A 13,741-nucleotide genomic window follows, 5' to 3' on the forward strand; every position below is an offset into this window, starting at 1 on the left:
GCAAAACTCCGCCCGCCCCGAAGGGGTCGCCCGGAGAAGCCCGCTGGCCAGCGTCGCTTGCTTGCGCGTAGCACGGCTACGCGTCTGCGCTACACTCCTTGCCAGCGGGCTTCTCCGGGCGATCACGACGTTGTCCTGAGCGGGTTTGGACCCTAAGTGTCGCGGATGCGAACGCGGGGAGCAAGGGGCGAGATGGAAGCAGCGACCGGACGGACGTGGCTGGATGGCGTGCGTCCCTATGTCGAGAAGGCGCCGCTGGCGGCGCTGGCGCTGGGGATTTCGTCGGGCTTTCCTTATGCGATGATCGGCGCGACGCTCACCACCCGGCTGGCGCAGAGCGGGATCGACAAGAAGACGGTGACGGCGTTCAGCCTCGCCTTCCTCGTCTACAATCTCAAATTTCTCTGGGCCTGGGCGGTGGACGGGGTGCGGTTGCCGGTGATCGGGCGGCTCGGGCAGCGCGTGTCGTGGCTGCTCGTCGCGGGGACGCTGGTGATCGCCGCGGTCGTCCATCTCGCGCTGATCGATCCCAAGGCGGATATCGCCGCGACCGCCTTCGCCGCGATCCTCGTCGGCGCGGCCGGATCGACCTTCGACATCGTGATCGACGCCTATCGCATCGAGATATTGGAGCCACGCCAATTGGGCGTCGGCGCCGGGATGAGCCAATATGGCTGGCGGATCGGATCGGCCGGCGCGGGCGCGCTCGCGCTGGTGATCGCCGCGCGCCACGGATGGAGCCTCGCCTATCTCGCCTGCGCCGGGCTCGCGCTGCCCGCAATGCTCGCCGGACTGATCGTCGGCGAGCCCGAGCGGCGACATGTCGTCGCCCCGCGCAAGGGGCTCGCGGCCGCGCTCGAGGCGATCTGGCGCCCGTTCGTGCAATTCTTCGCGCGCCCCGGCGCGGTGATCATCCTTGCCTTCATCCTGATCCATAAGATCGGCGACACGCTCGCCAACCTCACCTTCCGCCTGCTGTTCGACGACCTCAAGTTCAGCAATGACGAGATCGCCTTCTACGACGTCGGGCTCGGCTTCTGGGCCTATCTAATCGGCATCTTCGTCGGCGGGGTGCTCTATGCGCGGATGGGGATGAAGCGATCGGTTTTGCTGTCGCTCGTCCTGATGGCGATATCGAACCTCAGCTTCGCCGGGCTCGCCGCGGCGGGGCATTCGAACATCGGCATGGCCGGCGCGATCGGATTCGAGAATTTCGCCAGCGGGTTCGGCGGGGTGGCGGTCGTCGCTTATTTCTCGGCTTTGTGCGACCTGCGCTTCACCGCGGCGCAATATGCGCTGATCTCCGCGGCGGCGAGCATCCTCGGGCGGATCGTCACCGGCACCACCGCCGGGGCGTTGATCGAGGCGATGGGCTATGTGAACTTCTATCTCTTCACCACGCTGATCGCGCTGCCCGGGGTCGCGCTGTTCTGGTGGATGAGCCGGACCGGGATGGTCGACCGGTCGATCGGCAGCGCCGGGGTGGTCGAGGGTGACGAGGGCTGAACGCTTCGCCCTGAGCCCGGCCCCCCCCCCCCGCCGTTCGGGCTGAGCCTGTCGAAGCCCTGCCCTTTTCTTCGAAAGGAAGAAGGGCAGCCCTTCGACGAGCTCGGGGCGACCGGATCATATTTCGCGCAATGTCCCTCAAACGCAACAAACCCCGGCGCAACGGCCGGGGTTCGAAAGCGTCCTAAAACGGTCGAGCGCTAAAATACTTAGCGGCTGGCAACCTGATCGAGGCTGTCCTGCGCCACCGGGCCGGTGGTCGAGACCGGGATTTCGGTCACCGAGCGATCGTGCGCGGCGAGCAGGTAATCGGCGGTGGTGAGGAACGGGATCGGATTCACCGCATGCCCGTCGATACGGACCTCATAATGGAGGTGCGGTCCGGTGGAGCGACCCGTCGAACCCATCAGTGCGATCAGCTGCCCGCGCTTCACGCGCGTATTGTCGCTGACCAGAATCTTCGAAAGATGGCCGTAGCGGGTGGCGATGCCCTTGCCATGATCGATCTCGACCATGTTGCCATAACCGCCCATCCGCTCCGCATGGGCGACGACGCCGTCTGCGGTGGCATAGATCGGAGTGCCGACCGGACCGGGGATGTCGACCCCGGCGTGCATCGCGGCGGTGCCCCGGAAGGGATCGCTGCGGATGCCGAAATTGCTGGTGAAGGAAAGCTTCTGGACCGGCTGGACCGAAGGAATGGCGATCGAGCCATGCTCCATCGTGTCCATCTTCTTCCAGGTCATGAACAGCGACCGGAATTGCGCGTCGCCGCCGACCTCGCTCGCCGCGCCGACGGTGCTGGCGGAAATCATCGGCCCGCCGACCGCGCCGCGCGTCGCGACCTGCGCGGTCCGCGCCTGCTCCGCATCGGGGGCGGCGTTCGCTGCGGTGCCGACGCCGGCGCACACCAGAGCGGCGGCGCAAAGCGCGGCGCTCCGGCCGAACCCGCGAACAAGCTGCGATGAAGAAAGCTGCGACATTGGCGACCCATCGTTGCGCGATCGACGCCAGAGAAGCCCGGCGACGTTCGTCTTCAATCTGTTCGGATCGCACCCCCGCGCCCGGACAAATGGGTTGTGGCTCACGCTGTCGTTTTTATGCAAGCGCCGCACGACAATAGCGCGTCGGGGCGCACCGAAGCTGCGTTGAGTCGTTGGAACGAGCGACGAAACGCTTCGTCGCCGGCACCTGAACGGGGGCTTAAAGCGCGTCGGACAAGCAAATTCGCCGTGGTTTTGCCCGCGTCAAAGCTTGACTTCGAAGCTAATTGTTACTACAAAAAGATGTGATAATCGTTTGGGATGAGCCGAAGCGCGAAGCTAACCTCGCCAAGCACGGCATCGATTTCGCCGACGTCGACGAGGCGTTTTTCGCAGAAGCCCTGATCGGTGAAGCGAGGAACGGCCGTTACTTCGCGATCGGCGAACTGAACGGTGTAATCGTAGTCATCTTCGCGAAGCTCGGGACGGAGGGGATTTCAATCGTTTCCGCGCGCCCGGCGAACCGAAAGGAAAGGAACCTGTTGCCGTGACAGCCCCGAAATATACCCAGGCCGACCTGGACGCGGTGTCGGACAACCCGGAATTGACCGCCGAAGACATCGCCAAGGCGGTTCCGTTCGCGCAGGCGTTTCCCGAACTGGCCGCCAAAATGCGCGCAACGCGCGGTCCGCAGAAAGCCGCTACCAAGATCAGCACGACGATCCGGCTCTCCCCCGAAGTGCTGAACCACTTCAAGGCCGGCGGCCCCGGTTGGCAGCGCCGCATCGACGAAGCGCTGCGCCACGCTATCGGTCTCTGACGGCCCGGCCGGTCACACCATCGCCATCAGGCTCGCATTGCCGCCGGCGGCGGTGGTGTTGATCGAGGTCGAGACCTCCTCGACCAGCCAGTCGAGCCGATAGCCCGATGCCCCCGTGGTCTGCGGGAGCACGATCGGCCCGGGCAGCGCGGCGAGCGCCTCCAGCGCCGCCCGCACCCGTTCGGCATCGCCCTCGATCAGCGCGCCGGCGAACGGCCCCGCTTCCGGCCAATCGGCGATACGGCGGACGCGGTGCGCCACGCTGTCGGGCAGGCCGTCGAGCAGCGCGGCCTTGCCCGCCACCACCACGTCATTCCCCCCGGCAAGCGCCGCGCCGAGCTGCTCGATCAACCCCTCATAGGTCTGCGGCAGCAACAGCACCCGCCCGCGCGGATGCAGCGCATAGACGTTGCGTTCGCCGACCGGCCCCGGCAGCGTCACCTCGCCGCCGACCAGCGAGGCGCTGATCGCCTCGCGCACCCGCGCCGCGGCGCCGACATCCCCCGCCTCCTCGAGCCACAGCGCCAAATCGCGCGCAGCGGGATCGGCGGCGTTGGACGAGAGCCGCGGTGGCACCGGCGCGCCGCTCACCAGCCGGCCGAGATAGAGCGGACCGCCCGCTTTGGGCCCGGTACCCGAAAGTCCGCGCCCGCCGAACGGCTGCACCCCCACCACCGCGCCGATCACGTTGCGGTTGATGTAGAGATTGCCCGCCTTCACTCGCTGGGTGACATGCGCGATCGTCTCGTCGAGCCGAGTATGCAAGCCGAAGGTCAGGCCATAGCCGGTCGCGTTGATCGCATCGATCAGCCGGTCGAGCGCGTTGCGCCGGAAGCGGACGACGTGCAGCACCGGTCCGAACACCTCGCGCTCCAGATCGGCGATATCGTCAAGCTCGATGATCGTCGGTGGGACGAAGGTGCCGTGCGCGGTCTCGCCGGCCAGCGCGATCTGCTCGACCGCGCGGCCCATTCCGCGCATCCGCTCGATATGCCGCTCGATATTGGCCTTGGCCTCGGCGGTGATCACCGGGCCGATATCGACCGCGAGCCGATCGGTCCGCCCGATCGACAGTTCGTGGAGCGCGCCCTTGATCATCGCCAGCGTACGATCGGCGATATCCTCCTGCAGACACAGGACGCGCAGCGCCGAGCAGCGCTGCCCCGCGCTGTCGAAGGCGGAGGCGATCACGTCCGCCACCACCTGCTCGGCGAGCGCCGAGGAATCGACGATCATCGCATTCTGCCCGCCGGTCTCGGCGATCAGCGGGATCGGCGCGCCGTCGGCGGAAAGCCGCGTGGCGAGTTCGCGCTGGATCAGCCGCGCCACCTCGGTCGAGCCGGTGAACATCACCGCCGCTGCCTCGGGCGCGCCGACCAGCGCCGCGCCGATTGCACCGTCGCCGGGGAGCAATTGCAGCGCATCCGCCGGAATGCCCGCTTCGTGGAGGATCGCGACGCCCTGCGCGGCGATCAGCGGGGTTTCCTCGGCCGGCTTGGCGAGGACGCTATTGCCCGCGACCAAAGCCGCGGCAATCTGCCCGGTGAAGATCGCCAGCGGGAAATTCCACGGGCTGATGCAGACGACCGGGCCGAGCGGGCGATGCGCCGGCCCCAGCGTCCGCCGCGCCTGATCGGCATAATAATGCAGGAAATCGATCGCCTCGCGCACCTCGGCGATCGCATTGGGGAGCGACTTGCCCGCCTCGCGCACGATCAGCCCGAGCAATGCCGGCATCCGCGCCTGCATAATCTCCCCTGCGCGATCGAGGCACGCGGCGCGATCGCCGGGCGCCACCGCGGCCCAGCTCGGCGCGGCGGCAGCCGCACGGGTGACGGCGGCACGCGCCGCCTCCGGCGACACCTCGATCACCGTGCCGACACGATCGCGCTGGTCGGCCGGGTTGAGCACCGCTCTCGGCGTCCCCTCCCCGTCGGCCGGCGCGGCGCGCCTGTCGTTGCCGGCGCCTGCGCGCATCGTCTCGCCCAGCGCGGCGAGCGCGGTCTCGTCGGAGAGATCGATACCCGCGGAATTGACCCGCGCCCCGTACAGTTCGCGCGGCAAGGCGATCTGCGGATGCTTCTGCCCGACGACCGGCATCGCGCGCACCGCTTCGACCGGATCGGCGACGAGATCGGCGATCGACACTTCGGGATCGGCGATGCGGTTGACGAACGAGGAATTCGCCCCGTTCTCCAGCAAGCGCCGCACGAGATAGGCGAGCAATGTCTCATGCGTGCCCACCGGCGCATAGATGCGGCACGGCCGGTCGAGCTTGTCCGCGCCGACCACCTCGTCGTAGAGCGGCTCGCCCATGCCGTGGAGGCACTGGAATTCGTAGCGGCCGAGCGCAAAGTCCGGCCCTGCCATCTCATAGATCGTCGCCAGCGTCTGCGCATTGTGCGTGGCGAATTGCGGGAACACCCGATCGGTCGCCGCGAGCAGCTTCCGCGCACAGGCGATATAGGCGACGTCGGTGTGGATCTTGCGGGTATAGACCGGGAAACCGGCGAGCCCGTCGACCTGCGCGCGCTTGATCTCGGCGTCCCAATAAGCGCCCTTGACCAGCCGGACCATGATCCGCCGATCGGCGCGCGCGGCGAGATCGACGATCCAGTCGATCACGAACGGGCAGCGCTTGCCATAAGCCTGCACGACGAAGCCGAGCCCGTTCCACCCCGCGAGATCGGGGTCGAGCGCGAGGCTTTCGAGCAGGTCGAGCGACAGTTCGAGCCGGTCGGCCTCCTCCGCGTCGATGTTGAAGCCGATGTCATAGCCTTTGGCGAGCAGCGCCAGCGTCTTCACATGCGGCAAGAGTTCGCCCATCACCCGCGCGGCCTGCGAGCGGGCGTAGCGCGGGTGGAGCGCGGAGAGCTTGATCGAAATCCCCGGCCCGCCATAGACGCCGCGCCCGCCCGACGCCTTGCCGATCGCGTGGATCGCCGCCTCGTAATCGCGATAGTAACGCTCGGCATCGGCGGCAGTGGTCGCCGCCTCGCCGAGCATGTCGTAGCTATATTGGAAACCGCGCGCTTCGAGGTCGCGCGCGCGCTTCAGCGCCTGCTCGATCGTCTCGCCGGTGACGAATTGCTCACCCATCATCCGCATCGCCATATCGACCCCGCGGCGGATCACCGGCTCGCCGGCGCGCGCAATCAGCCGGGTCAGCGCGGAGGCGAGCCCGCTGTCGTTGACGCTGCTGGTCAGCTTGCCGGTGACCACCAGCCCCCAGGTCGCGGCGTTGACGAACAAGGAGCGCCCGTCGCCGAGATGCGCGCGCCAGTCGCCCCCGGCGATCTTGTCGCGGATCAGCGCATCGCGCGTCGCGTCGTCGGGGATGCGCAACAACGCCTCGGCGAGGCACATCAGCGCGACGCCCTCCTGGCTCGACAGCGCATATTCGTGGACCAGCCCCTCCACGCCGTCGCCCTTGTGCTTGGCGCGCAGCGCGGTGATCAGCTTGGTCGCGGTCGCGGCCGCCGCGGCGGTGACCGGCGCAGGGAGCGTGGCCTGACCGAGCAACGCCGCGACGCACTCGGGCTCGGGGCGGCGATAGGCGGCGGTGATCGCCTGTCGCAGCGCGGTCTGCGGGCGGATCGGCGGGGCGAAATCGGCGAACAGCGGGGAGAGATCGGTCATCCGCGCCCCTTAGCAGATTCGCTATTGGCGTTCCGCCCAATCATCGGGCAGAATCGATGCAGATTTCCCTCATTTCACCCGGAAGACAGATCGAATGGACGGAAAATACCCGATCAAAGGTGAAATCGACGCCTTCGATCGCCGTATCCTCGACGCGCTGCGCGACGACGGGCGGATGTCGATCACCGAATTGGCGAAACGGGTCGGGCTGTCGAAGACGCCGACGCAGGTGCGGCTCAAGCGGCTGATCGACGAGCGCTATATCCGCGGCTTCCGCGCGGTGATCGATCCGGCCAAATTGGGGCTCGACCATATCGCCTTCGCAGAGGTGAAATTGTCCGACACGCGCGAGGCGGCGCTCGACGAATTCCGCCGCGCGGTGCTCAAGATCCCCGAGGTCGAGGAATGCCATATGATCGCGAGCAGCTTCGATTATCTGCTCAAGGTGCGCACCGCCGACATCCGCCGCTATCGCATCGTGCTCGGCGAGCGGATTTCCAGCCTGCCGCATGTCGCGAGCACCTCGACCTTCGTCGCGATGGAAACGATCAGGGATGCGGCGGTGTAATAGAGCTTAAGCGCACAACCTCCCGCCGTTCGGGCTGAGCCTGTCGAAGCCCTGCCCTTCTTCCGACGAAGAAATACAGCCCTTCGACAAGCTCAGGGCGAGGGGTGAAGGCGAACCTAAAGCTCCGTCCGCACCCGCCACAATTCGGGGAACAGCTCCACCTCCAGCATCTTGCGCAGATAGGCCGCGCCCGCGGTGCCGCCCGAGCCGCGCTTCAGCCCGATGATCCGCTCCACCGTGGTGACGTGGTTGAAACGCCAGCGGCGAAAATAATCCTCCAGATCGACGAGCTTCTCGGCCAGTTCGTAGGCCTCCCAATGTTCCTCGGGCGCCTGGTAGATCAGCTTCCACGCCGCGATCGCCGCGGGTTCCACCTCGCGCGTCTTGCGCCAGTCGCGCGGCATCCCGCCGATCGCGAAGCCGCGCCGTTTGAGCAGCATCAGCGCCTCGTCGTACAGGCTCGGCGCGGCGAGGATCGCCTCCAGCCCGGCGGTCACCTCGTCCCGATGCGCGTGGACCGCCAGCGTCGCGGTATTGCGGTTGCCGAGCAGGAATTCGATCGCGCGATATTGCCACGACTGGAAGCCCGAGGATTGCCCGAGCGACCCGCGGAATTCGGTATATTCGCTCGGCGTCATCGTCCGCAGCACGTCCCACGCACTGTTGAGCTGTTCGAAGATCCGCGCGACGCGGGTCAGCATCTTGAACGCGGGCTGGAGCCGATCGGCGCGGATCGCCGCCATCGCGCCGCGCAATTCGTGGACGACGAGCTTCATCCACAATTCGGAGGTCTGGTGCTGGATGACGAACAGCATCTCGTCATGCGCGGTGGAGAGCGGCGCCTGCGCATCGAGGATGCGATCGAGCTTGAGATAATCGCCATAGGACATCGCATCCGAAAAATCGCGCCGCGCGCCGCTCGCCGGATCGTCATGGTCGGTCACATTGGGTTCCATTCGCCTGTCCTATGCGGAATCGGTCGCGATGGATATCGGGCGTAACCTTTTGATCAAGAGGCTGGCGCTAGGATCGTGCGATGCCCGCGCTCCCGCTTCTCGCCGCCGCCACGACCGACAATGGCCACACCGGCGTCGCGCGCCCGCGCACCGCGCCCGAGTTGTCGGACATCGCTTTGTTCGTCGTCGCGGTGGCGATCGTGTGGCTGACGCGGCGCGCCTTGCGCCGCCGGATGCGCAAGGACCCGCCGCAAGGAGGTTGACCGCGCGCGCGCCACGCGGCACCGCTACGGGCATGGCCGACGATACGCTCGATCGCCTCGAGGCGACGATCCGCGCGCGCAAGGACGCCGCGGCGATGAAATCCTATACCGCCAGCCTGTTCTTCCAGGGGCGCAGCCGCATCGCGCAGAAACTGGGCGAAGAGGCGATCGAGACCGTGATTGCCGCCACCTCGGGCGACGATGCGTCGATCGTCCCGGAGGCCGCCGATCTGATCTTCCACTTGCTCGTGCTGCTCGCCGACGCCGATCTCGGGCTCGACGACGTGCGCCGCGAGCTGGAACGGCGCGAAGGCCAGTCGGGCCACGATGAAAAGGCCGGCCGCCCCCTTTCCTTCCGCCCCGAATAGGAGGCCACCGATGGCCGTCGACGCCACCCTGCCCTATGACGACCAGAATATCTTCGCGCGCATCCTGCGCGACGAAATCCCCTCGCGCCGCGTGTACGAGGACGATTACGCGCTCGCCTTCCACGATATCGCCCCCTGGGCGCCGACGCACATCCTGGTGATTCCCAAGGGCAAATACGTCTCGTGGGACGATTTCACCGCACGCGCCTCGGATGCCGAGATCACCGGCTTCGTCCGCGCGGTGGGCAAGGTGGCGCGCGATCAGGGGCTGGTCGAGCCGGGCTATCGCCTGCTCGCCAACACGGGGCTCGATTCGCACGCCGAGGTGCCGCACCTCCACGTCCATATCCTCGCCGGCCGCCCGCTCGGCCCGATGCTGGTGCAGAACGACAGCCGGCGCTGAATCTTCATTCTGCTCCCCTCCCTTGAACAAGGGAGAGGCCGGAGGTGAGCTGGCCTGCGAGGAAGCGCGCCGGTATCCCCCCATACCCACCCCACCCCCAGCCCCTCCCTTCACGAGTGAGGCGAGCCGAGAGCGCGCGCGTGTTGCGTGCCGTAACGGCCCGTAATCCATTTAACGCGTTCGGGCTTTGCTCTCGCGGCTTTCGCCGCTAGTTTCGCGCGCTTCACGCATTCAGGCCGTCCGGGGGGCGGTCGAGGGAGGATTATGGCAACCAGACCCGCAGAAGGTCTTCTCGGGCGGATGATGCTTCGCAAGACGGTGGAGCAGGTCCAGCGCGAGACCCAATCAAGCGAGCTGAAACGAACACTCAGCGCCGCGAATCTCGTCTTTCTCGGTATCGGCTGCATCATCGGCGCCGGCATCTTCGTTCGTACCGGCAATGCCGCGGCGCTTCACGCCGGGCCGGCCGTGGTCATTTCGTTCATCGTCGCCGGCGTGATCTGCGGGCTCGCCGGCCTCTGCTATGCCGAGCTTTCCTCGACATTACCGGTATCGGGTTCGGCCTATACCTATTCCTACACCACGATCGGCGAATTCGCCGCGTGGGTGATGGGCGCGCTGCTGCTGCTCGAATATGGCCTTGCCGCCTCGGTCGTGGCGGTCGGCTGGTCGGGCTATGTCGTGTCGCTGCTCGGCGATTACGGGATCAACATCCCCGTCGAGCTGACCGGGCCGACCGGCCACGCGATCGTCAAGGGCGGCAGCGCGGTGCTCGGCGCGAACGGCGCGCCGCTGACCTATCTGTTCAACCTCCCCGCCTTTGCGATTTGCGCACTGCTCGGCGCATTGCTCGTCATCGGGGTGAGCGAGAGCGCGAAGGTCAACAACGCGATCGTCGTGATCAAGGTGGCGGTGATCCTCGCCTTCATCGCGATCGTCGGCTGGTTCGTGATCCAGAATATCGGCACGCTCAAGGCCAATTGGCAGCCGTTCATCCCGCCCGCTTCGGGGGACAAGGGCGAATTCGGCTGGGGCGGCATCATGCGCGCGGCCTCGATCGTGTTCTTCGCCTATATCGGGTTCGAGGCGGTCTCCACCGCCGGGCAGGAAGCCAAGAATCCGGCACGCGACATGCCGATCGGGATCATCGGCAGCCTCGTCGTCTGCACCGTGATCTACATGCTGGTCTCGGTCTCGATGACGCTGATCGTCAACTATAAGATGCTCAACGTGCCGGATCCGGTCGCGGTGGCGGTCGACGCACTCGGCCCGCAGTGGAGCTGGTTCGCCAAGATCGTCAAGGTCGGCGCAATCGTCGGCCTCACCTCGGTGGTGCTGGTGCTGATGTACGGCCAGACGCGCATCTTCTACACGATGGCGCGCGACGGGCTGCTGCCGCGCATCTTCTCCAGCGTCCACCCGCGTTTCAAGACGCCGTGGATCAACACGATCGTCGTGGCGATCGTCGTGGCCGGCGCGGCGGGCTTCTTCGACATCAACACGCTCGGCGATATGACCTCGGTCGGCACGCTGGCGGCGTTCGGCATCGTCTGCCTGACGGTGATCTACCTGCGCCGCTCGCATCCGCATCTGCCGCGCGGGTTCCGCGTGCCTTTCTATCCGGTGGTGCCGGTGCTCGGCATCCTGTTCTGCTTCGGGCTGATCTATTCGGTCGAGACCCGCGTGCTGCTGTTCTTCCTGTGGTATACGATCGGCGCGATCGTGCTCTATTTCGTCTACGGGATGCGCAATTCGCGGCTCGCCAAGGGCCTCGACGAAGAACCCGGCCCCGATATGGGCGAATATGTCGCCCCGGTCGGCGAGCAGCCGTAATCTGACACTTCTGCCTGTTCGCCCCTTCGCAAGAATGGGGCGGACGGGTTAGAGGGCTGGCATGACCGCCCTCCCCACCTCCGATATCGAAGCCGCCGCCGAACTGGAGCGGCTGGCCGGCGAAATCGCCCACCATAATCGGCTCTATCATACCGACGACGCGCCGGAGATTTCCGACGCCGATTATGACGCGCTGGTCCGTCGCAACAATGCGATCGAGGCGGCCTTCCCGCATCTGATCCGCGCCGATTCGCCGTCGCGCATCGTCGGCGCCGCGCCCGCTTCGCATCTCGCCAAAGTCGCGCATGCCAAGCCGATGACCAGCCTCGACAATGCCTTCGCCGACGAGGATGTCGCGGAATTCGTCGCGCGCGTCCGTCGTTTCCTGCGGCTCGCCGACGATACGCCGGTCGCGCTGACGGCCGAGCCGAAGATCGACGGCCTGTCCTGCTCGCTGCGCTACGAAAACCGCCGCCTCGTCCAGGCGCTGACCCGCGGCGACGGGACGACCGGCGAGGACGTCACCGCCAATGTCGCGACGATCGGCGATATCCCCAAGACGCTCCCCGCCGACGCCCCCGAATTGTTCGAGGTGCGCGGCGAGGTCTATATGGCCAAGGCCGATTTCACCGCGCTCAACGCGCGGCTCGCGGCCGAGGCGGCGGAGACCGGCAAGGAGGCGCGCCAGTTCGCCAACCCGCGCAACGCCGCCGCCGGCTCGCTGCGCCAGAAGGACGCGACCGTCACCGCCAGCCGCCCGCTGCGTTTCCTCGCGCACGGCTGGGGCGATGTCTCCGCGCTCCCCGGCACGACGCAGAGCGCGGTCGTCGCGGCGATCCGCAGCTGGGGCTTCCCGGTCGCCGAGGGCTTTACCTGCGTCGAGGATACCGCCGCGGCGCTCGCGCATTATCGCGCGATCGAGGCGATGCGCGCCGATCTACCGTTCGACATCGACGGCGTGGTCTACAAAGTCGACCGGCTCGACTGGCAGGAGCGGCTCGGCTTCGTCGCGCGCGCGCCGCGCTGGGCGATCGCGCACAAATTTCCCGCCGAACGCGCGCAGACCACGATCGAGGCGATCGACATCCAGGTCGGCCGCACCGGCAAGCTCACCCCCGTCGCGCGGCTCGTTCCCGTCACGGTCGGCGGCGTGGTCGTCTCCAACGCGACGCTGCACAATGCCGACGAGATCGCCCGGCTCGATGCGCATCCCGGCGATCGCGTCGTGATCCAGCGCGCCGGCGACGTGATCCCGCAGATCGTCGAGAATCTCTCGCGCGAGGAAGGCCGCGATCCCTGGCCCTTCCCCACGCATTGTCCCGAATGCGGATCGGAAGCGGTGCGCGAGCCGGGCGAGGTCGACTGGCGCTGTTCGGGCGGGCTGGTCTGCCCGGCGCAACAGGTCGAGCGGCTGCGCCATTTCGCTTCGCGCCACGCGCTCGATATCGAGGGGCTGGGGATCACCAATATCGAGAATTTCTTCGCCGACGGGCTGATCGCGCGGCCGGCGGACATCTTCCGCGTCACCGCCGAGCAATTGCTCGCGCGCGAGCGCTGGGCGGAGGTCTCGGCCAACAATCTCGTCGCGGCGATCGACGCGCGGCGCAATCCCCCGCTCGATCGCTTGCTCTTCGCGCTCGGCATCCGCCACGTCGGCGAGGTCACCGCGCGCGATCTCGCGCGCCGCTGGCAGAGCTGGGCGGCGTTCCGCGCGATGATCGCGACGGGGATCGAGAAGCGCGACACGATGCTCCAGGCGATCGGCGAGAGCGACGACAAATTGCTCCAGCGCACCGCCAAGGAACTCGCCGCGATCGTCGATACCAAACAGGTCGGCCCCGAAGTGGCGCTGGCGCTGATCGATTTCTTTGCCGAGCCGCAGAACGACGCCGCGGTCGAGGATCTGCTGACCGAGCTGACCCCCGCCGACGTGATCCACGAGACCCGCGCCTCGGAGGTATCGGGCAAGACGGTCGTCTTCACCGGCACGCTCGAGACGATGAGCCGCGATGAGGCCAAGGCGCAGGCCGAATCGCTTGGCGCGCGGGTGGCAGGATCGGTCTCGGCCAAGACCGACCTCGTCGTCGCCGGCCCCGGCGCGGGATCGAAGGCGAAAAAGGCCGCCGACCTCGGCATCCGCGTGGTCGACGAGGCCGGCTGGCAGGCGATCGTCGCCGCGGCGGGGTGATGGCTTGCCCTACCTGCCGTTCGGGCTGAGCTTGTCGAAGCCCTGCACTTTTCTTCGTAGGGGAAAATGCAGCCCTTCGACAGGCTCAGGGCGAAACGGATGTCGCGTGAATATCCGCCCCGGTGTCGCTTTTATGCAACGCATCGGAACGTGAGTCGCCGATTAATCCTGAATCGACTCGCGACCGTCATCTAAGCTTCATATTACGCAGGCA

12 protein-coding genes are annotated in these 13,741 nt (G+C 66.9%); 9 read left to right on the top strand and 3 right to left on the bottom strand.

Features of this window, described 5'->3' with window-relative positions; genetic code table 11:
• The first annotated feature begins 192 nt into the window (after positions 1-192).
• Positions 193-1,506 (top strand): AmpG family muropeptide MFS transporter, encoded by a 1,314-nt coding sequence (locus NED98_RS09510; protein WP_179511415.1) that lies wholly within the window; start codon positions 193-195, stop codon positions 1,504-1,506.
• Between the two features lie 209 nt (positions 1,507-1,715).
• Here NED98_RS09510 and NED98_RS09515 read toward each other — a convergent pair whose 3' ends face one another.
• Positions 1,716-2,489: a M23 family metallopeptidase gene (locus NED98_RS09515; RefSeq protein ID WP_265271108.1), complete on the bottom strand. Its 774-nt coding sequence runs from the start codon at positions 2,487-2,489 to the stop codon at positions 1,716-1,718.
• A 287-nt stretch (positions 2,490-2,776) separates the two neighbouring features.
• Between NED98_RS09515 and NED98_RS09520 the strand changes: the two genes are divergently transcribed.
• Positions 2,777-3,040 carry a BrnT family toxin gene (locus NED98_RS09520; RefSeq protein ID WP_265312831.1) on the top strand — a complete coding sequence of 88 codons (264 nt, stop codon included), beginning with the start codon at positions 2,777-2,779 and terminating at the stop codon, positions 3,038-3,040.
• Entirely contained in the window at positions 3,037-3,309 is a 273-nt protein-coding gene (locus tag NED98_RS09525) for a BrnA antitoxin family protein (protein WP_179511414.1), read from the top strand. Before NED98_RS09520 ends, NED98_RS09525 begins: the two co-directional genes overlap by 4 nt.
• A 12-nt stretch (positions 3,310-3,321) precedes the next feature.
• Here NED98_RS09525 and putA read toward each other — a convergent pair whose 3' ends face one another.
• Complete coding sequence (gene putA / locus NED98_RS09530) at positions 3,322-6,948, bottom strand: trifunctional transcriptional regulator/proline dehydrogenase/L-glutamate gamma-semialdehyde dehydrogenase (protein WP_265312832.1); 3,627 nt, start codon at positions 6,946-6,948, stop codon at positions 3,322-3,324.
• A gap of 94 nt (positions 6,949-7,042) precedes the next feature.
• On the opposite strand from putA, the gene NED98_RS09535 reads away from it, so the two are divergent.
• A complete protein-coding gene (locus NED98_RS09535) occupies positions 7,043-7,516 on the top strand; it encodes an Lrp/AsnC family transcriptional regulator (protein WP_265312833.1) in 474 nt (157 codons plus the stop codon).
• 116 nt (positions 7,517-7,632) lie between these two features.
• On the opposite strand, the gene kynA is transcribed toward NED98_RS09535, so the two are convergent.
• Positions 7,633-8,460: a tryptophan 2,3-dioxygenase gene (gene kynA / locus NED98_RS09540; RefSeq protein ID WP_265312834.1), complete on the bottom strand. Its 828-nt coding sequence runs from the start codon at positions 8,458-8,460 to the stop codon at positions 7,633-7,635.
• A 92-nt stretch (positions 8,461-8,552) separates the two neighbouring features.
• On the opposite strand from kynA, the gene NED98_RS09545 reads away from it, so the two are divergent.
• The 5 genes from NED98_RS09545 (at position 8,553) to ligA (ending at position 13,527) form a co-directional block, all read left to right on the top strand.
• Complete coding sequence (locus tag NED98_RS09545; RefSeq protein WP_265312835.1) at positions 8,553-8,735, top strand: hypothetical protein; 183 nt, start codon at positions 8,553-8,555, stop codon at positions 8,733-8,735.
• A 32-nt stretch (positions 8,736-8,767) separates the two neighbouring features.
• Positions 8,768-9,103, top strand: coding sequence for a phosphoribosyl-ATP diphosphatase (locus NED98_RS09550; protein ID WP_265271121.1), 336 nt, complete (start codon positions 8,768-8,770; stop codon positions 9,101-9,103).
• Positions 9,104-9,113: 10 nt separating this feature from the next.
• A complete protein-coding gene (locus NED98_RS09555; RefSeq protein ID WP_265271093.1) occupies positions 9,114-9,506 on the top strand; it encodes a histidine triad nucleotide-binding protein in 393 nt (130 codons plus the stop codon).
• Positions 9,507-9,770: 264 nt separating this feature from the next.
• Positions 9,771-11,339 carry an amino acid permease gene (locus NED98_RS09560; protein WP_265312836.1) on the top strand — a complete coding sequence of 523 codons (1,569 nt, stop codon included), beginning with the start codon at positions 9,771-9,773 and terminating at the stop codon, positions 11,337-11,339.
• A gap of 61 nt (positions 11,340-11,400) precedes the next feature.
• Entirely contained in the window at positions 11,401-13,527 is a 2,127-nt protein-coding gene (ligA, locus tag NED98_RS09565) for an NAD-dependent DNA ligase LigA (RefSeq protein WP_265312837.1), read from the top strand.
• Positions 13,528-13,741: the final 214 nt, after the last annotated feature.

The organism is Sphingomonas lycopersici (assembly GCF_026130605.1).
GTDB lineage: Bacteria > Pseudomonadota > Alphaproteobacteria > Sphingomonadales > Sphingomonadaceae > Sphingomonas > Sphingomonas lycopersici.